Source organism: Avibacterium volantium (assembly GCF_049366555.1).
In the GTDB taxonomy this organism is placed as follows: Bacteria; Pseudomonadota; Gammaproteobacteria; order Enterobacterales; family Pasteurellaceae; genus Avibacterium; species Avibacterium volantium_A.
This window is the reverse complement of sequence record NZ_JBMMGT010000005.1, coordinates 14,337-32,524: the sequence shown is the minus strand read 5'-3', so window position 1 is coordinate 32,524 and position 18,188 is coordinate 14,337. Positions and strand designations below refer to the sequence as shown.

Below are 18,188 nucleotides of genomic sequence, written 5' to 3'. Positions count from 1 at the left end.
CTAAAAAAAGTATAATTCAACCCGCTTTTATGCTTTCAAATAAGAAAAATGCAGATTATGTTGCGATTTTTCTTATTCTTATTTGACGAACGGCTCATTTGTGATTACAATTCCGTTCCTTATTTTAGTAACCCTTGTTTCAATTCGTTTTTGGCTATCTAAATGTCAAAGGCAATGGTTAAACAATGTTGATTTAGGTAGATTATAGTTATGAAACGTACATTTCAACCATCTGTATTAAAACGTAGCCGTACTCACGGTTTCCGTGCTCGTATGGCAACTAAAAACGGCCGTCAAGTTTTAGCTCGTCGTCGTGCTAAAGGTCGTAAAAGTTTATCTGCATAATCCAGCCCTTCGCTGTGATTAAGCTAAACTTTTCTAGGGAGTTACGTCTGCTAACTCCCGCTCAATTCAAATACGTTTTCCAAGATCCGCAACGCGCGAGTTCCCCCGAAATTACCATTCTAGCCCGTCCTAATCAGGAATCTGTTCCACGTTTAGGTTTAGCGGTAGCAAAAAAGCATTTAAAACGCGCCCACGATCGTAATCGTATTAAGCGTTTGTGTCGTGAACGTTTCCGTTTGTTGCAACATCAATTGCCGCATTATGATTTTGTTATTGTGGTAAAACAAGGGATTGGGCGTTTAGACAATCAGCAAATATTCAATTCATTGGATAAATTATGGCAGCGCCACATTCGCTTGGCTCGAAAGTCTTAATTGCGCTTATTCGCTTTTATCAGCTTGTTATTAGTCCTTTAATTGGCCCACGTTGCCGATTCACGCCAACTTGTTCTTGCTACGGCATTGAAGCATTAAAAACGCACGGTGCGTTAAAAGGTGGTTGGCTTACGTTAAAACGTATATTAAAATGTCATCCTTTACACGCTGGTGGATACGATCCTGTTCCGCCGAAGATCAATAACAACAAAGAGAACAAATAATGGATTCAAGACGTAGCCTGTTAGTGCTAGCACTACTCTTTATTTCTTTTCTTGTTTATCAGCAATGGCAAGTGGATTACCATTCACCAAAGCCTGTTGCCACTGAACAAGCGCAAACTTCTAATTCTCAAGGCGAATTAACCGCAAATTCAGACCTTGCTAACCTTGCTCAAGGTAAAGTGATTACCTTAGAAAATGATGTATTCCGTTTAAAAGTGAATACATTAGGTGGGGACGTAGTGCGTTCTGAATTATTAAAATATGATGCAGAATTAGATTCCCATACACCATTTGTTTTATTGAACGATACACCAGAGCATATTTATATTGCGCAAAGTGGTTTAGTTGGCAAAAACGGGATTGACACCAAAGCAGGCCGTGCAAATTACCAAGTAGAAGGGGATACCTTCAAACTGGCTGATGGCCAAAATGAGCTTGTTGTGCCATTAGTATTTGAAAAAGATGGCGTAACGTATCGCAAAATTTTCGTCTTAAAACGTGGCGAATATGATGTGGCAGTAAACTTTGAAATTGCGAACCAAAGCGGTCAAGCCATTGAAGTCGAGCCATATGCAAAATTAACCCATACTTTGGTAGAAAGCTCAGGCAGTATGGCGATGCCAACTTATACTGGTGGCGCGTATTCTTCTTCTGAAACGAATTATAAAAAATACAGCTTCCAAGATATGGAAGAAAAAGATCTTTCTATCCAAACCAAAGCAGGTTGGGTAGCAGTATTGCAGCATTATTTCGTGTCTGCGTGGATTCCAAATCAAGACAGCACACATCTTTTATATACTTCTACGGACAAAGCGCGTAATTTAGGGGCGATTGGTTATCGTGGGCCGGTGGTGGATATTCCAGCAGGCGCAACAGAAACCATCACCAGCAAATTATGGACAGGGCCGAAATTACAAAATCAAATGGCAGAAGTGGCAAACCACTTAGATTTAACCGTGGATTACGGTTGGGCGTGGTTTATTGCGAAACCGTTATTCTGGTTACTTACCCACATTCACGATTTAGTGAAAAACTGGGGGCTTGCGATTATTGGTGTAACCCTTGTGGTGAAAGGCTTGCTTTACCCACTAACGAAAGCACAATACACCTCAATGGCGAAAATGCGTATGCTGCAACCGAAAATCCAAGAAATGCGTGAGCGTTATGGTGAAGATCGTCAGCGTATGAGCCAAGAAATGATGAAATTGTATAAAGAAGAAAAAGTAAACCCACTAGGTGGCTGTTTACCAATTCTTTTACAAATGCCAATTTTCATCGCCTTATACTGGACATTTATGGAAGCGGTAGAATTACGCCACGCCCCATTCTTCGGTTGGATTCAAGATTTATCGGCACAAGATCCGTACTACATCTTGCCAATCTTAATGGGAGCCTCAATGTTCTTGTTGCAAAAAATGTCGCCAACCCCAGTGGCTGATCCAATGCAACAAAAAGTAATGACATTTATGCCAGTGATCTTCACGGTATTTTTCCTCTTCTTCCCTGCGGGCTTGGTTTTATACTGGTTAGTATCAAACCTCATCACCATCGCACAACAGCAATGGATCTACCGCGGATTAGAGAAAAAAGGGTTACACTCTCGTAAAAAATAACGAGATAAAAGAATAAAAGGTATCTCAGGATACCTTTTATTTTATGCTTTTTGGCTATACCTACCGCGGAGCAAACTCGCCATAACCTACCCTCAAGGAGCGATGATGACATACAACCTTAACCAAAAAATCTTCGCCGCCGTTGTAAATAGCGAAAGTGGGGAAGTGAGTAACCAAACGCGTTTTCATTATTTTCAACAAGGCACGATGATTTGGGCTGAGTACGCAGGCGGTGAAATTAAAAAAGGTTTTCTAATTGGCAAATTTATTTCTGATGATGAAATTAGCTTTACTTATCAACACCTTAATCAGCAATTAGAAAATCGTCTAGGAAAATGTGTCAGTAAAATTTCCTCGCTACCTTCAGGCAAATTGCGTTTAAATGAACAGTGGCAATGGCTAGACGGCGAGCAAGAAACGGGCGAATCAGTCATTGAAGAAATTTAAAACCTCTTGAGAAAGGTTTAAAATCAACTCAACAAAATCTAAGCATTTTAAAGTGCGGTGTTTTTAGGAAACATTTTTTATGACAAAAGAAACCATTGTCGCCCAAGCCACGCCGATCGGACGTGGGGGCGTGGGGATTTTAAGGGTGTCTGGGCCTTTAGCCAATCAAGTGGCTGAAGAGGTGCTAGGCAAACCTCTCAAACCGCGTTTGGCAAATTATTTGCCTTTCAAAGATAGCGATGGCACGGTGTTAGATCAGGGGATCGCCTTATTCTTCAAAGCCCCAAACTCTTTCACGGGCGAAGATGTGCTTGAATTGCAAGGACACGGCGGACAGATCATTTTAGATCTTCTCCTCAAACGCATTTTGCAAGTGAAAGGCGTTCGCTTAGCACGTCCAGGGGAATTTTCCGAGCAGGCATTTTTGAACGACAAACTCGATCTTGCACAAGCAGAGGCGATCGCCGATCTCATTGATGCCACTTCTGAGCAAGCAGCACGCTCAGCCTTGAAATCCTTGCAGGGGGAATTTTCCAACAAAATTAACCAGTTGGTGGATTCCGTCATTTATCTGCGAACCTATGTGGAAGCGGCGATCGATTTTCCCGATGAAGAAATTGATTTCTTAGCCGACGGCAAAATCGAAGCCAAATTGCGTGAAATTATCGCTCAACTTGACAGCGTGCGAGCGGAAGCCAAGCAAGGAGCGATTTTGCGTGAGGGAATGAAAGTGGTGATCGCAGGTCGCCCAAATGCGGGAAAATCCAGCTTGCTCAACGCCTTAGCGGGGCGTGAAGCTGCCATTGTTACCGATATCGCAGGTACAACCCGCGATGTGCTACGGGAACATATTCATATTGACGGAATGCCGCTGCATATCATTGATACCGCAGGCTTGCGTGATGCCACCGATGAAGTGGAGCGGATCGGTATTCGCCGCGCGTGGGACGAAATCGCTCAGGCGGATCGCATTATCTTAATGCTAGATAGCACCGACAGCGAAGATAACCTCGCTCAAGTGCGGTCAGAATTTTTAGCAAAATTGCCCGATAATATCCCTTTAACTCTTGTGCGAAACAAAGCGGATTTGAGTGGCGAGGCAGAAACTCTCCGCGAACAAAATGGGCAAACCACCATCAGCCTTTCAGCCAAAACCCAAGTGGGCGTGGACTTACTGCGTGAACATTTGAAGCAAGCAATGGGTTATAACACCAGTGCCGAAGGGGGCTTCTTAGCCCGCCGCCGCCATCTGGAAGCCTTAGAACAAGCGGATACCCACTTACAAGCAGGGCTAATTCAGCTCATCGAATTTCACGCAGGCGAATTGCTCGCCGAAGAATTGCGAATGGTGCAAAATCACCTCAGCGAAATTACTGGACAATTTACCTCCGATGATTTACTCGGCAATATTTTTAGTTCGTTTTGTATTGGCAAATAAGGCTAGCAAGAGTGCGGTGTGATTTTGTTATTTTATTATAATAATGCGATGATTTTTGATAACGGAATTTTTTAATGCGATTACTTCGAGGATTGAACCATTTACCCCCAGCGTTGCAGCAGGGCTGTGCCTTAACCATTGGGAATTTTGATGGCGTGCATTTAGGTCATCAAGCGGTGTTGCGTCATTTGCGTGAAAAAGCAAGTGCGCTTTCTTTGCCAATGGTGGTGATGTTGTTTGAGCCCCAGCCGAGCGAATATTTTATGGGCGACAACGCACCGCCGCGCTTAATGCGGTTGCGTGATAAATTAAGTGCGTTGGCAGATTTGGGTGTGGATTATGTTATTCGCATCAAATTTGACCGCACTTTTGCTCAGCTTTCCGCACAACAATTTATTGAACAATGCTTGGTACAGAAACTCAATGTGAAATTCTTAAGCATTGGTGATGATTTCCGTTTTGGCGCAGGGCGTACAGGGGATTTTGCGCTGTTACAACAAGCGGGGGAAAAATACGGTTTTGCGGTGGAAGATAATTGCAGTTTTCGTTTAAATGAACAACGCATTAGCAGCACAGCGATCCGTCAAGCCTTAGCTGATGATAATTTAGTCCTTGCAGAGCAACTTTTAGGCAAGCCTTATTGTATTTATGGGCGCGTGGTGCAAGGCAATAAATTAGGGCGAACCATCGGCTTTCCTACCGCGAACATTCGTTTGCAACGCCAAGTCAATCCCGTCAAAGGGGTTTATGCGGTGAAAGTGAAATTGCCAAATGGTGCGGAATATGAGGGCGTGGCGAATATCGGTCGCCGCCCGACCATTAATGGTGTGAAGCAACTGCTCGAAGTTCATCTATTTGATTTTAAACAAGATATTTACGGACAACCCTTGCAAGTGGAACTCTGCGATAAAATCCGTGATGAGGTGAAATTCCCTTCTTTTGACGCGTTAAAAGAGCAAATTGCCAAAGATGTGGAAGTGGCAAAGCGGTATTTTAGGCTTAAATTGTCAAACTAACTGCAACACTTTATCAAAAGTGACTTCATAATGTGTTTTCCAGTTTAAACATTTATGTGGTTGGTGATTTAATTTATCGACCACTACTTGTATCTGGGCTTCCGAAAATGGCGTAATGTTTTGATCTTTTGGAAAATACTCCCTCATCAAACCATTCGATTTTTCATTTGTTCCTCTTTACCGAGACTGATGGGGTAAGGGAAAATAAAATTCGAAGTGAGGCCTCTCCGTCACCTGCTGATGTTTTGGAAATTCCTTACCTCTATTTGGGGTAATGCTCTCTAAAGGCTGATTATGCAAGGCTTCACTCATAGTCATTGCCTAATGTGTGAAAAAACATTATCTTTTCACGTTCACAAAGTGTAAGATGTTTGTAGGTGTTCATAAGTTCTCATCAGTGATTTTGTATGGTAAACAAATTATAGTTGATTTCCTTATGAACACTTTTTATTTGTTGCAGTTAGATTGTAAATTCAAAAGTGAATTGTCAGGCTAGGTCTGATCTTATACATTTAAATTTAGTTATTTAATTTCAAAAATCTTTTTAATTTCATTAATTAACCATTCTTTTCGTTTTTGAATTGTTTCAGCATTCCATTCATCAGGATAATTCTCAAATACCCATTTGGTAATTTCAAATGACGTTTTTCCATCCAAACCTTTGCCAATATAAATTTCTTTTTTGGCCGCATAATTGCGGTTGCTGGCACGAATATTTTTATTGCCAGATAATAAAGTTAGATTACCCAAACTATTCAAAAATAGGTTAGCTGTGTCACTATCAAACTTATCAGACCAATTCAAGCTTTTATCGTTCCACTCTTGAGGTAAGATGTGTTCTGTATGTAAATTTTTATTAATTTCAATATAAGGATAATTATCTTGCTGATTGTATTCAATTGCCAATAATAATGGTTTATGCCATTTTGATGAATAAATGTTAGCTCTATCCAAATAATCCAAATAGTTATTGTGTTCAGATAAATTTTTCACAATAATTGATTTAATATCATCAATGCTTTGATTTTCTTGTACCATCTCAATAATATTAAAGGAGGTTTGCTTAATTCGGTTGGCAGTTCCGTCAGCAATCCAGTTTTGATAGTAATATTTGACTAGTAATGACTTTAGCTTGTCATATTCTTTATAATCTTTCATTTTGGCAGTTAATAAAATACTTTTCCAATAAATACTATGAGGTAAATACTGCAACTTGGAAATATCTTTGTCATTATAACTTTCATTGATTTCAAATAAAAAGTTGGCAAACTTATTTAAGTCTAAAATAATACTATTGGCATTCTTATCTTTAAATTCTTTTTTAAATTCATCTTGCAAGCTACTTTTTGGATTTTTACCAGTTTGGTAATATAAATACAAGTTAAAAACATTAGTTAAACTTTCATCCATTCTCTGACAAAGGATTTCTATTTTTTTCCACTCTTCATTAAAATGCTGGCGTTTATCATCATCTAATTGTTGCATTAAATGAGCTTTAATAATATCAGCAGGTGCTAAATCAAGACCTCTATCATTTAATACTGAGAATAATTTGATTGCAAAACTTTCATCAGTACAAGAAATACGAATTAACACTGTATTTTCAAATAAATAACTAATAAATTCATTTAAGATATTAGGTTGTACTTTACCAATTAACTCTTTAAAATAACTTGCCGTTTGCAAAAAACGGTTGTCTTTTTTATTTTTATCAAGTTTTTCAAAATCAATGCCGTTTAATACATTTTCTTCAAATATAGCCTGATTATTTAATTGTGTGGTTAGTTTTAGTCTAACTTTATCATTAACTAAATTAGCAATACTATTTTGGATTTTTTTACTATGTTCTTTAATATCAGGTAAGTTTAAATCTCGCAATACACAAAATAAGATCGTCAACGTAGTAATACGTTGCTGTCCATCGACAACATCATAAGCTCCATTTTTATTCTTGACCACAACCAATGAACCCAAAAAATAGTTATTGTCTTGATTTGAGTTCTCTTTATGATTTTTATAAGCTTCAAAAATATCTGCCCACAGCTGCTCCACCCTCTCTTTGTCCCAAGAATAAGGACGTTGATAAATAGGCATTTGATAAAAACTATCAGTGTTACTAAAAATGGCTTCAATAGTCAAGCTTTCTGGCGTAAAGTAGTCTCTCATTGTATTTTCCTTTTGGTTAGTTAATTTTTGTTAATTATAACATCTTTTTTCTAGAGACTCACCCCAAGATAAGCCTTTCTCATCAAACCACCCAGCATAAATCCCTCGGTAAATACTGACAAAGCTAATACAAAGTGAGCTTTGTTCGTGTTTCACAAGAGAGGCTATCTGATATGGAGAGCAATTCGCTCTGATAACGTCTCAATTCTAGTGAAATGGTCGATTTATGTCGCTGTAATTGGTGAGCAATCTGTATGATAGTTTTGCCTAATACGTGGAAAGCCATTATCTTTTCGCGTTCATAAAGTGTAAGATGTTTATAGGTGTTCATAACTTCTCATCAGTGATTTTTTATAGTTGATTTCCTTATGAACATTTTCTTATTTATTGCAGTTAGATTGTAAATTCAAGGGCAAGTAAAAAGAACAAAATAAATAATTTAACGTGCGGTAAAAAAGCTTGCCAAAAAAGCACCGCACTTTAATCAGCAATTCGCGCATTGCCATTCTTTCACATTGCCGCATTTATGCGTATAATGCGGGAATCATTGTGCATTAAATGCAAGATTTTATTTTTATACAACGTGGAAAAAACAAATGTCGAATGAAACTGTAGATTACAAAAACACGCTAAACCTGCCAGCGACAGGGTTTCCAATGCGTGGCGATCTGGCGAAACGCGAGCCAGTAATGCTTAAAAATTGGTATGAGAAAAAACTTTACGAAAAAATTAGACAATCTGCACAAGGGAAAAAATCCTTTATTCTGCACGATGGCCCTCCTTATGCCAACGGCTCAATTCACATTGGACACGCTGTAAATAAAATTTTAAAAGACATTATTATTAAATCTAAAACCGCAGCGGGCTTTGACAGCCCTTATATCCCGGGTTGGGACTGCCACGGTTTGCCGATCGAATTAAAAGTGGAAGGCTTGGTAGGTAAAGCGGGCGATAAAATTTCTGCCGCACAATTCCGCGAAGAATGTCGCAAATATGCCTATGAACAAGTGGAAGGGCAGAAGAAAGATTTTATCCGCTTGGGCGTGTTAGGGGATTGGGATAATCCTTATTTAACAATGAATTATGACACCGAAGCGAATATCATTCGCACCCTTGCCAAAGTGGTGGAAAACAACCATTTATACAAAGGCTATAAGCCCGTGCATTGGTGCTTGGATTGTGCTTCTTCGCTGTCTGAAGCGGAAGTGGAATACGAAGACAAAACCTCGCCGTCAATCTATGTGGCATTCCCTGCCGTTGATGAAAGTGCGGTGTTAAATCAATTCAATTTAACAGAAACGGGTAGTGGTGAAATTTTCGCTGTAATTTGGACAACCACCCCTTGGACGTTGCCATCAAACCGTGCGATTGCGGTGAATGCGGATTTAGATTACCAACTGCTGCAATTTGGCGATAAACGCTTGATTTTAGCTAAAGAATTGGTGGAAAGCGTGCAAAAAGCCCTTGGTGAAGAAAATGTGAAAGTACTAGGCTCAGCCAAAGGGGCGGATTTAGAATTGCTCCGCTTTAACCACCCATTCTATGAGTATAGCGTGCCTGTGATTTTGGGCGATCACGTTACCACTGACGGCGGTACGGGCTTAGTGCATACCGCTCCCGATCACGGTCAGGACGACTATATTGTCGGACAAAAATACGGCTTAGAAATGGCGAATTTAATTACTGACGCAGGTGTCTTTAATGACAACACACCATTTTTCGCAGGCAAAAAAGTCTTTGAAAGTAATGACTTAGTGATTGAAAAACTTGTTGAAAAAGGCAATCTCTTAAAAGTACAAAAAATTCGCCACAGCTACCCGCATTGCTGGCGACACAAAACGCCAATTATTTTCCGTGCCACACCACAATGGTTTATCGGAATGGAAACTAACGGCTTACGCAAGCAGGCGTTAGAGGAAATCAAAAAAGTGCGTTGGATCCCAGATTGGGGTCAAGCTCGTATTGAAAAAATGGTAGAAAACCGCCCAGACTGGTGTATTTCCCGTCAGCGTACTTGGAATGTGCCAATCGCCCTGTTTATTCATAAAGACACGGAAGAATTGCACCCGCGTTCGTTGGAATTAATCGAAGAAGTGGCAAAACGCGTGGAGCAAGCGGGCATTCAATCGTGGTGGGATCTCGATCCTGCGGAATTGCTTGGCGAAGAAGCGAAAGATTACAAAAAAGTACCAGACACCCTTGATGTGTGGTTCGATTCAGGATCAACCTACAATTCTGTCGTAAAAGTTCGCCCAGAGTTTAACGGCAAAGAGCCAGATATGTATTTGGAAGGCTCGGATCAACATCGCGGTTGGTTTATGTCGTCCTTAATGCTTTCTACTGCAACAGACAATAAAGCTCCGTATAAACAAGTACTTACGCACGGTTTTACGGTAGACGGACAAGGGCGTAAAATGTCAAAATCCATCGGAAATATTGTGACTCCGCAAGAAGTGATGGACAAATTCGGTGGCGATATTTTACGTTTATGGGTAGCTTCAACGGATTACACTGGTGAGATGTCTGTGTCAGACGAAATCTTAAAACGTGCAGCTGATAGCTATCGCCGTATTCGTAATACGGCGCGTTTCCTTTTGGCGAACCTAAATGGCTTTGATCCAAAACGCGATTTAGTTAAACCAGAAGAGATGATCGTACTCGATCGTTGGGCGGTGGACTGTGCCTTGAATGCACAAAAAGAGATCCAAGAAGCTTATGATAATTATCAATTCCACGCCGTTGTTCAGCGTTTAATGAAATTCTGTTCAATCGAAATGGGATCGTTCTATTTAGATATTATCAAAGACCGCCAATACACCACCAAAGCAGACAGCCTTGCGCGCCGTAGCTGCCAAACAGCCTTATGGCATATTGCCGAAGCCTTGGTGCGTTGGATTGCGCCGATTTTATCTTTCACCGCTGATGAAATTTGGCAATATATCCCTGGTGAACGCGCGGAATTTGTGTTTACCGAAGAGTTCTACAAGGACTTATTCCCATTGAACGCTGATGAAACAATGAATGACGCTTACTGGCAACAAGTGCTAAAACTGCGTGATGAAGTCAATCGCGTATTAGAGCAAGCCCGTGCGGATAAAGTGATCGGTGCAGCATTGGAAGCGGAAGTTACCCTTTACGCAAACGAAGAATACGCGAAGATTTTATCTCAATTAGGCGATGAATTACGCTTTGTGCTGATTACCTCAAAAGCCGAAGTGAAACCACTTGCCGAAGCTGATGTTGAGGATGGTGAAGTGGACGGCTTTAAAGTGAAAGTGGTGCGTTCTGCCAACGAAAAATGTCCGCGTTGCTGGCATTATTCCGACACCATCGGACAAAACTCCGACCACCCAACGCTTTGTTCTCGTTGTGTGGAAAACGTGGACGGCGAGGGCGAAGTCAGACATTTCGCGTAAAAAACGTCAAAAAATCCGACCGCACTTTGTCTGCAAAATAACAAAGTGCGGTGCTTTTTTCGCACGCTTTTTGTTATAGCTATTTGTCGGGACGAACCTATGTGTTGTGTAGGGGCGAACCTGTGTGTTCGCCCGTATTAATAAATAGCGAATTGTAGCGATAAAAACATTCGCTGAATAAAACAGGATACCCAATGTTAAAAAAATCAGGACTTGCGTTCCTTTGGCTAAGTGCGGTGGTTTTTGGCATCGATTTATTGAGCAAATATGCCGTTGTGAGCCATTTTGCCCTGTATGACAGCGTGCAAATTTTGCCTATTTTTAATCTCACCTATGTGCGAAATTATGGTGCAGCATTTAGTTTTCTTGCGGATCATTCAGGCTGGCAGAAAAGCTTTTTTATCCTACTTGCTATTGGAATTTCCGCAATGCTCGTGATTTTCTTAGCCAAAAATAAAGCAAGCCAACGCTTACAAAATAGTGCCTATGCTCTAATTATTGGCGGTGCGTTAGCCAATATGGCAGATCGGGCTTATCACGGCTTTGTAGTGGATTTTTTCGATTTTTATTGGCAACAATGGCATTATCCCGTGTTTAACGTGGCGGATATTGCCATTTGTATTGGGGCGGCATTGCTTGCCATTGACGCAATAAAAAATGGCGAGAAGAAAACGGAGAAAGCCAAGTGAAAATTATTTTAGCCAACCCGCGTGGTTTCTGTGCGGGCGTAGATCGTGCCATTAGCATTGTGGAATTAGCTTTAGAAATTCACGGTGCACCGATCTATGTTCGCCACGAAGTGGTGCATAATCGCTTTGTGGTCAATGGTTTGCGTGAGCGTGGTGCGGTGTTCGTAGAAGAATTAGACGAAGTGCCAGATGGGGCAATTGTGATCTTTTCCGCCCACGGCGTTTCCCAAGCGGTGCGTCAAGAAGCGAAAAAACGCGAGTTAAAAGTGTTTGATGCCACCTGTCCGTTGGTTACCAAAGTGCATATGCAAGTGGCACGGGCCAGTCGCAAAGGCACAAAAGCAGTGTTAATCGGACACGAAGGACACCCCGAAGTGGAAGGCACAATGGGACAATATGATAACGCGGAGGGCGGGATCTATTTGGTGGAAGATGTGGAAGACATCGCCAAACTGGCTTTGAGCAAAGAGGACGACATCACCTTTATGACGCAAACTACCCTGTCTATTGACGATACTAGCGAGGTGATCGCAGCGTTAAAAGCGAAATATCCCGCCATTCAGGGGCCGCGTAAGAATGATATTTGCTATGCCACCACCAACCGCCAGCAAGCGGTGCGGGAGCTGGCAGAGCAAGCGGATTTGGTGATCGTTGTGGGATCGAAAAATTCCTCAAACTCAAACCGCTTGGCAGAGCTTGCCACCCGAATGGGCGTTACCGCGAAATTGATCGATGATGCTAATGACATTGAAGAAGCTTGGCTGAACAATGTTTCTACGATCGGCATTACCGCAGGCGCTTCTGCCCCTGAAGTGCTGGTGCAATCGGTGGTGAATCGCCTGAAAGAGCTTGGCGTAACCCAAGTGGAAGAGCTACAAGGCTGTGAAGAAAACACCGTGTTTGAAGTGCCGCGAGAGCTACGCATTAAGGAAGTGAATTAAAGGCTTCCGTGGCGAGCGGTGCAATTTTTCCAAAAAAATGTGTTTGCTAATTTTGTGCTAATTTTAGCTTTTTATAATGCTCCCGTCGCTAAGGAAGCGAACAGCAACCTACGATGAATTTTAATGATTAACAAAGGAGTATAACAATGAAAAACTTACGCAAAACACTTTTAGCCACCGCCTTAATCGGTGTAGTAACCTTCGGGGCATTGGGAACGGCTTATGCGGACAGCTTGAAAGACACCGCGATTTTTGAGCAAGCCAGCATCACCGCACAACAAGCGATGGATCAGGCAAAATCCAAATTCGACGGCAAAGTGGTAGAGGTGGAACTCAAGCACAAGAAAGACAATCTCTACTATGAAGTGAAATTGCTGAAAGACAGCGAAATGCAGGAATTTAAAATTGATGCCAAAACGGGGGACGTGTTGGGATCAAAATCTGAGCAAAAAGCGGAACACGCTGAAAAACGCCAGCGTTTGCAGCAAGAGGTGAAAATTTCACTCACCCAAGCAATGGACATCGCCCAACAGCAAACGGGCGGAAAAATCAAAGAGATTGAATTTAAGGTGAAAAAAGATCGCCCGCAGTATCAGATTAAAACCATTGTGAATGGCAAAATCGAAAAACTTCGCCTCGATGCCAACACGGGCGAGCGTTTCTAACACCGAATGAGATTTGACTTCAGCAACCGCATTGATAAAGTGCGGTTGTTTTTTATTAGTTTTTTGGAGGCAAAATGCGAATTTTATTAGTGGAAGATGACAAAATGATCGCACAGGCAATGGTGGACAGCCTCAAAGAAAGCCATTATGCGGTGGATTGGGTGAACAACGGAAACACTGCCGAGCAGGCATTAATCACGCAAACCTATGATCTCGTCTTGTTGGATCTAGGGCTACCAGGGCAAGACGGCTTGCAGTTGTTGCAACGCTTACGCCAACAGAAAAACACCACGCCCGTGTTAATCGTTACCGCCCGTGATGATATAGACAGCCGTTTAGCGGGGCTAGACGGTGGGGCAGATGATTATTTAATCAAACCCTTTGATATGAACGAATTACAAGCCCGCATTCGTGCCATTTTACGCCGCCATTACGGACAAAGCTCGCCGAAAGTAATCAACGGCGATATGAGCCTTGACCCCACCACCTACCAAGTGGAAGTGAACGGCGAAGCCATTCCGCTTAGCAACAAAGAATTTGCCTTGCTCCAAGTGCTAATGACACGGGCGGGGATTATCCATTCCAGAGCAGAGCTAGAAGACAAAATCTATGCGTGGGGCGAAGAGGTGGAGAGCAATGCCATTGATTTTCTTATTCACAGCTTGCGGAAAAAACTCGGCAAAGAGCGAATAAAAAATGTACGAGGCGTGGGCTGGCTAATGGCGAAAACGGAGGCGGTATAATGCGTTCCATAAAAGCAAGGCTCAGTTTCAGCTTGATTTTGACCGTTGTCATTGTTGCGATTTTAGGCAGCGGTTGGGCGTTTTACGATACTTATTACCAAACTCATAAACTGCAAGATGAAATGCTCAAACAAATTTCGAGCTACATTTCACCGCACTTTGTACACGAAGAAAAATACAATGAAAACGGCATCGCGGTTTACTTTATTGCAAAGGATAAACCTACGGATCAGCTCAAATTGCCCGAAAATCCACAAAATGATTTTTACACCTTCGCACGAAAAAAAGGGCATTATGCAGTATTGAATAACAAAAAAAATTCCTTTCATTATGATCTAAAAAACGCAGGCGAGTTGTATCGCGGCTATCTTCGCACCGTGCCGCAAGGCGTTATCGTGGTGCTACAAGAAAATGAATACCGCGAAGATTTAGCCGTTCACGCCGCACTGGCGAATTTTCTTCCCTTTATGCTGATTTTGCCCCTTATCGCCGTGCTGATTTATGTGATCACACGCCAAACAATGCAACCCATCGAACGGCTTTCGCAAAAAGTGCTACAACGTTCTCAGCAAGATCTCACCCCCTTGCCGACAAACCATTTACCCAATGAAATTACGGGCTTCGTGTTGGCGATCAACCAATTTTTAGCACGCACGGATCGTTTCATTCAACAGCAAAAACGCTTTATCGCCGATGCCTCGCACGAATTGCGTAGCCCAATGACCGTGATTTCCTTACAGGCGGAACGCCTCGCCCAGCACCCGTTACCGACGGAAACCGCTCAGCAAGTGGCACAGCTCAATCAAAGCATTCAACGCAGCCGCCATCTTTTGGAGCAATTACTTTCCTTAGCACGAATGCAAAACGGCGAAAAAACGAGCCGCACTTTATGTGCCATTCAATCAGTATTTAGCCAAGTGATCGCCGATTTATACCCCCTCGCCGAACAAAAACAACAAGATTTAGGCGTGGAATCGCCTCAACCAATTTTCTTTCAAGGCAACGAAACGGAACTTTATCTTTTAATCAAAACCCTTGTAGATAACGCCATTCGCTACACGCCAACGGGCAGCCGCATTGACCTTGGGGCGGAAGATACGGCAGAGCATTTAATTTTGAACGTGGAAGACAACGGCAACGGCATTCCTACAGCGGAACGCCAACGCGTGTTCGACCCATTCTATCGCATACTTGGCTCAGACCAAATGGGATCAGGATTAGGGCTTGCCATCGCCCAGCAAATCGTTCAAAACTACGGTGGAAAAATTGAGCTACGCGACAGCCGCCACTTCCCAACGGGGCTATGGGTGCGAGTGAGCTTAGCGAAGTAACACTGTAAAAAAGTGAAAGAAGTTTAGCGATATACTAATTTTGTGCTAATTTTTCTTTTGTATGATGAGGGCAATGAAAAATGTATCGCGAAAGGCATTTCACGTTCAACCGCATTAAGCCGAAAACGTACAAAAAGTATAACAAGGCGAACCGCGTATGAAATGAAAACCAGCCCGCGAGCTTTTAACCCCTAACATTTTAAAGAGGACAAATTTATGTTGCACAATTTCATCACCTTTTTACAAAACTTTTTATTAGCCGCTATTGACTTTGTCGTAATGGGAAGCCTCGTCTTATTCACCCTATTCGCCTTTTGTATCAGCTCCTTAGGCTTCGTATTCGCCACCCTACTGGCACGCGGAAAAGACGACAATATTATTGATGTAACCGCTGAGCGAGTTTGGTTTGAAGAGAAATAAATACGTATAAAAACCTCACTAATATCGTGAGGTTTTTTTCAAAAATAGTCCTTTACTGCTGAGTTTTAAATCAAAAATCTACCGTCTTAATTCTGTTAGTGCGGTTGCTAGATATCGTTCTAACAAATCTCCTTTTTGTAGCATACTAAAGATATTTTTAGATCTACATCACACTTCCTGACTTTGTATTTTGCTTTCTCTCTGATTTAGGCGTAAAAAAGAATCAAATAATTGACTAAAGGGAGATAGGTATGCCAAATATTGTATTAAATCGCATTGATGAACGTTTGATCCACGGTCAAGTTGGTGTGCAGTGGGTTGGCTTTGCAGGGGCGAATTTAGTGTTGGTTGCCAATGATGAAGTGGCTGAAGATCCCATGCAACAAAACCTAATGGAAATGGTGCTGGCAGAAGGCATTGATGTGCGCTTTTGGCCGTTGCAAAAGGTGATTGACAATATCCACCGCGCGGCGGATCGACAAAAAATCTTACTTGTGTGCAAAACGCCGAGTGATTTTTTAACCTTAGTGCAAGGTGGCGTGCCAATTGACAAAATTAACGTAGGCAATATGCATTATGAGGAGGGCAAAACACAGATCCATAAAACCGTATCCGTAAATGATAAAGACAGAGCGGCATTTGAACAGCTACGCCAGCTTGGTGTGCAGTGCTTTATTCAAGGTGTGCCAACCGAAGATGCAATAGATTTGTTTAAATTATTGTAAGAAAGAAGCGAGGAAACTATGGAAATTGGACTTTTACAGGCACTCTTATTGGGTGTACTTGCATTCTTTGCAGGTCTTGACCTCTATAATGGTTTAACGCATTTTCATAGACCAGTTGTATTAGGGCCTATTGTGGGAGCGATTTTAGGGGATTTACAAACAGGGATTTTAGTTGGCGGTACCCTTGAATTAGTCTGGATGGGGCTTGCGCCATTAGCAGGCGCGCAGCCACCAAATGTGATTATTGGCACAATCGTGGGAACGGCATTTGCTATCACCACCAAAACCGATCCAAAAGTGGCCGTTGGGGTTGCCGTGCCGTTTGCCATTGCAGTGCAAATGGGGATCACCTTCTTATTCTCCGTAATGTCAGCAGTAATGTCCCGTTGTGATCAAATGGCGGAAGAAGCCAATCTCAAAGGCATTGATTATGTGAACTATCTTGGTTTGTTAGTGCTGGGTACGTTCTATTTCTTCTGTGCGTTCTTGCCAACTTACTTTGGTGCGGAATATGCAGGTAAAATCATTGCAATGTTGCCAAAAGAAGTGATTGACGGCTTAGGCGTGGCAGGGGGCATTATGCCAGCTATCGGGTTTGCGGTATTAATGAAAATTATGATGAAAAATGCCTATATCCCTTATTTTATCCTAGGTTTTGTGGGCGCTGCTTGGCTTAATCTGCCGGTGTTAGCAATTGCTGCAGCGGCAGTTGCAATGGCATTGATTGATTATATGCGTAAAGGCAATACTGAAACAAAAGCAACGCAAAAAGAGGAGTTTCAAGATGGAATCTAAAGCACGTCAAAGCGTACAAAATGATAATGTGTACGAAGATCAAACAATGGGTACAGAACTCACTAAATCTGATATTAATACGATGGCGTGGCGTTCTTTATTACTACAAGCTTCTTTTAACTATGAGCGTATGCAAGCGGCAGGTTGGTTATATGGAATTAGTCCTGCATTGAAAAAAATTCATACTAACAAAGCGGATTTAAGCAAGGCAATGAAAGGGCATTTGGGCTTCTTTAACACTCACCCGTTCCTTGTTACATTCGTAATGGGCATTGTGCTGGCAATGGAACGTTCTAAACAGGAAGTGAACGCCATTCAAAGCACAAAAATTGCGGTAGGTGCGCCATTAGGGGGCATTGGTGATGCCTTATTCTGGTTCACCTTATTGCCAATTTGTGGCGGTATTGGCGCAAGTTTGGCGTTACAAGGTTCGATCCTTGGGGCGATTTTCTTCTTTGTGGTCTTCAATATCGTGCATTTTGGTTTACGTTTTGGTCTAGCTCATTATGCCTACAAAATGGGGGTAGCGGCTATTCCAACCATTAAGGCTAACACGAAAAAAGTATCACACGCCGCATCAATGATAGGTATGACCGTGATTGGCGCATTAGTTGCCACGTACATCCGCTTCCAAACCACCGCTGAAATCACCGCAGGTGATGCCGTGGTGAAAGTGCAAGCTGATGTGTTAGACAAGCTAATGCCAGCCTTTTTACCACTGGTGTACACCTTATTGATGTACTATTTAGTGAAACGCAACTGGTCACCGTTACGCTTGATCATTCTCACCGTAGTAATTGGCATTGGCGGACGTTTTGCGGGTATCCTATAAATATTATT

The 18,188-nt window shown here is 42.1% G+C and carries 19 protein-coding genes and 1 pseudogene; 17 read left to right on the top strand and 3 right to left on the bottom strand.

Annotated elements, in window-relative coordinates; translation table 11 throughout:
* Positions 1–210: 210 nt before the first annotated feature.
* The 7 genes from rpmH to ribF all read left to right on the top strand — a co-directional run bounded on the left by rpmH (position 211) and on the right by ribF (position 5,457).
* Positions 211–345: a 50S ribosomal protein L34 gene (gene rpmH / locus ACLS0A_RS02210; RefSeq protein WP_005539760.1), complete on the top strand. Its 135-nt coding sequence runs from the start codon at positions 211–213 to the stop codon at positions 343–345.
* A 14-nt stretch (positions 346–359) separates the two neighbouring features.
* Positions 360–719, top strand: coding sequence for a ribonuclease P protein component (rnpA, locus tag ACLS0A_RS02205; RefSeq protein ID WP_103853848.1), 360 nt, complete (start codon positions 360–362; stop codon positions 717–719).
* The gene (gene yidD, locus ACLS0A_RS02200; protein WP_103853847.1) at positions 683–943 is read left to right on the top strand and encodes a membrane protein insertion efficiency factor YidD; all 261 of its coding nucleotides are present in this window, start codon (positions 683–685) and stop codon (positions 941–943) included. Before rnpA ends, yidD begins: the two co-directional genes overlap by 37 nt.
* Positions 943–2,556 (top strand): membrane protein insertase YidC, encoded by a 1,614-nt coding sequence (yidC, locus tag ACLS0A_RS02195; RefSeq protein WP_416082229.1) that lies wholly within the window; start codon positions 943–945, stop codon positions 2,554–2,556. Before yidD ends, yidC begins: the two co-directional genes overlap by 1 nt.
* A gap of 105 nt (positions 2,557–2,661) precedes the next feature.
* Positions 2,662–3,003, top strand: a complete 342-nt coding sequence (locus ACLS0A_RS02190; protein WP_416082283.1) for a n-acetylglutamate synthase — start codon at positions 2,662–2,664, stop codon at positions 3,001–3,003.
* A 79-nt stretch (positions 3,004–3,082) separates the two neighbouring features.
* On the top strand, positions 3,083–4,441 hold the full coding sequence (gene mnmE, locus ACLS0A_RS02185; RefSeq protein ID WP_416082228.1) for a tRNA uridine-5-carboxymethylaminomethyl(34) synthesis GTPase MnmE: 1,359 nt from the start codon (positions 3,083–3,085) through the stop codon (positions 4,439–4,441).
* Between the two features lie 74 nt (positions 4,442–4,515).
* A complete protein-coding gene (gene ribF, locus ACLS0A_RS02180) occupies positions 4,516–5,457 on the top strand; it encodes a bifunctional riboflavin kinase/FAD synthetase (protein WP_416082227.1) in 942 nt (313 codons plus the stop codon).
* On the opposite strand, the pseudogene ACLS0A_RS02175 reads toward ribF, so the two are convergent.
* The 3 genes and pseudogenes from ACLS0A_RS02175 to ACLS0A_RS02165 form a co-directional block, all read right to left on the bottom strand.
* Positions 5,449–5,769 (bottom strand): annotated as a pseudogene (locus ACLS0A_RS02175) (IS30 family transposase); the annotation flags it as partial. The gene ribF and the pseudogene ACLS0A_RS02175 sit on opposite strands and share 9 nt — an antisense overlap.
* A 210-nt stretch (positions 5,770–5,979) precedes the next feature.
* Entirely contained in the window at positions 5,980–7,623 is a 1,644-nt protein-coding gene (locus ACLS0A_RS02170) for a DUF262 domain-containing protein (protein ID WP_416082226.1), read from the bottom strand.
* A 124-nt stretch (positions 7,624–7,747) separates the two neighbouring features.
* Entirely contained in the window at positions 7,748–7,954 is a 207-nt protein-coding gene (locus ACLS0A_RS02165; protein ID WP_416082225.1) for a helix-turn-helix domain-containing protein, read from the bottom strand.
* 265 nt (positions 7,955–8,219) lie between these two features.
* On the opposite strand from ACLS0A_RS02165, the gene ileS reads away from it, so the two are divergent.
* The 10 genes from ileS to agaE all read left to right on the top strand — a co-directional run bounded on the left by ileS (position 8,220) and on the right by agaE (position 18,180).
* Positions 8,220–11,039, top strand: a complete 2,820-nt coding sequence (gene ileS, locus ACLS0A_RS02160) for an isoleucine--tRNA ligase (protein ID WP_416082224.1) — start codon at positions 8,220–8,222, stop codon at positions 11,037–11,039.
* A 194-nt stretch (positions 11,040–11,233) separates the two neighbouring features.
* Complete coding sequence (gene lspA, locus ACLS0A_RS02155; RefSeq protein WP_416082223.1) at positions 11,234–11,728, top strand: signal peptidase II; 495 nt, start codon at positions 11,234–11,236, stop codon at positions 11,726–11,728.
* The gene (ispH, locus tag ACLS0A_RS02150) at positions 11,725–12,669 is read left to right on the top strand and encodes a 4-hydroxy-3-methylbut-2-enyl diphosphate reductase (RefSeq protein WP_035687950.1); all 945 of its coding nucleotides are present in this window, start codon (positions 11,725–11,727) and stop codon (positions 12,667–12,669) included. The genes lspA and ispH overlap by 4 nt, the downstream gene beginning before the upstream one ends.
* A 146-nt stretch (positions 12,670–12,815) precedes the next feature.
* Positions 12,816–13,334, top strand: coding sequence for a PepSY domain-containing protein (locus ACLS0A_RS02145; RefSeq protein WP_416082222.1), 519 nt, complete (start codon positions 12,816–12,818; stop codon positions 13,332–13,334).
* Between the two features lie 74 nt (positions 13,335–13,408).
* Complete coding sequence (locus ACLS0A_RS02140; protein ID WP_410682672.1) at positions 13,409–14,077, top strand: response regulator; 669 nt, start codon at positions 13,409–13,411, stop codon at positions 14,075–14,077.
* Entirely contained in the window at positions 14,077–15,408 is a 1,332-nt protein-coding gene (locus ACLS0A_RS02135; protein WP_416082221.1) for an ATP-binding protein, read from the top strand. Before ACLS0A_RS02140 ends, ACLS0A_RS02135 begins: the two co-directional genes overlap by 1 nt.
* A 216-nt stretch (positions 15,409–15,624) precedes the next feature.
* On the top strand, positions 15,625–15,828 hold the full coding sequence (locus tag ACLS0A_RS02130; RefSeq protein ID WP_416082220.1) for a hypothetical protein: 204 nt from the start codon (positions 15,625–15,627) through the stop codon (positions 15,826–15,828).
* Between the two features lie 251 nt (positions 15,829–16,079).
* Entirely contained in the window at positions 16,080–16,553 is a 474-nt protein-coding gene (agaV, locus tag ACLS0A_RS02125) for a PTS N-acetylgalactosamine transporter subunit IIB (RefSeq protein ID WP_103854788.1), read from the top strand.
* 18 nt (positions 16,554–16,571) lie between these two features.
* Positions 16,572–17,348, top strand: a complete 777-nt coding sequence (gene agaW, locus ACLS0A_RS02120) for a PTS N-acetylgalactosamine transporter subunit IIC (RefSeq protein WP_103853840.1) — start codon at positions 16,572–16,574, stop codon at positions 17,346–17,348.
* Positions 17,338–18,180, top strand: a complete 843-nt coding sequence (gene agaE / locus ACLS0A_RS02115; RefSeq protein WP_103853839.1) for a PTS N-acetylgalactosamine transporter subunit IID — start codon at positions 17,338–17,340, stop codon at positions 18,178–18,180. Before agaW ends, agaE begins: the two co-directional genes overlap by 11 nt.
* The last annotated feature ends 8 nt before the right edge of the window (positions 18,181–18,188 follow it).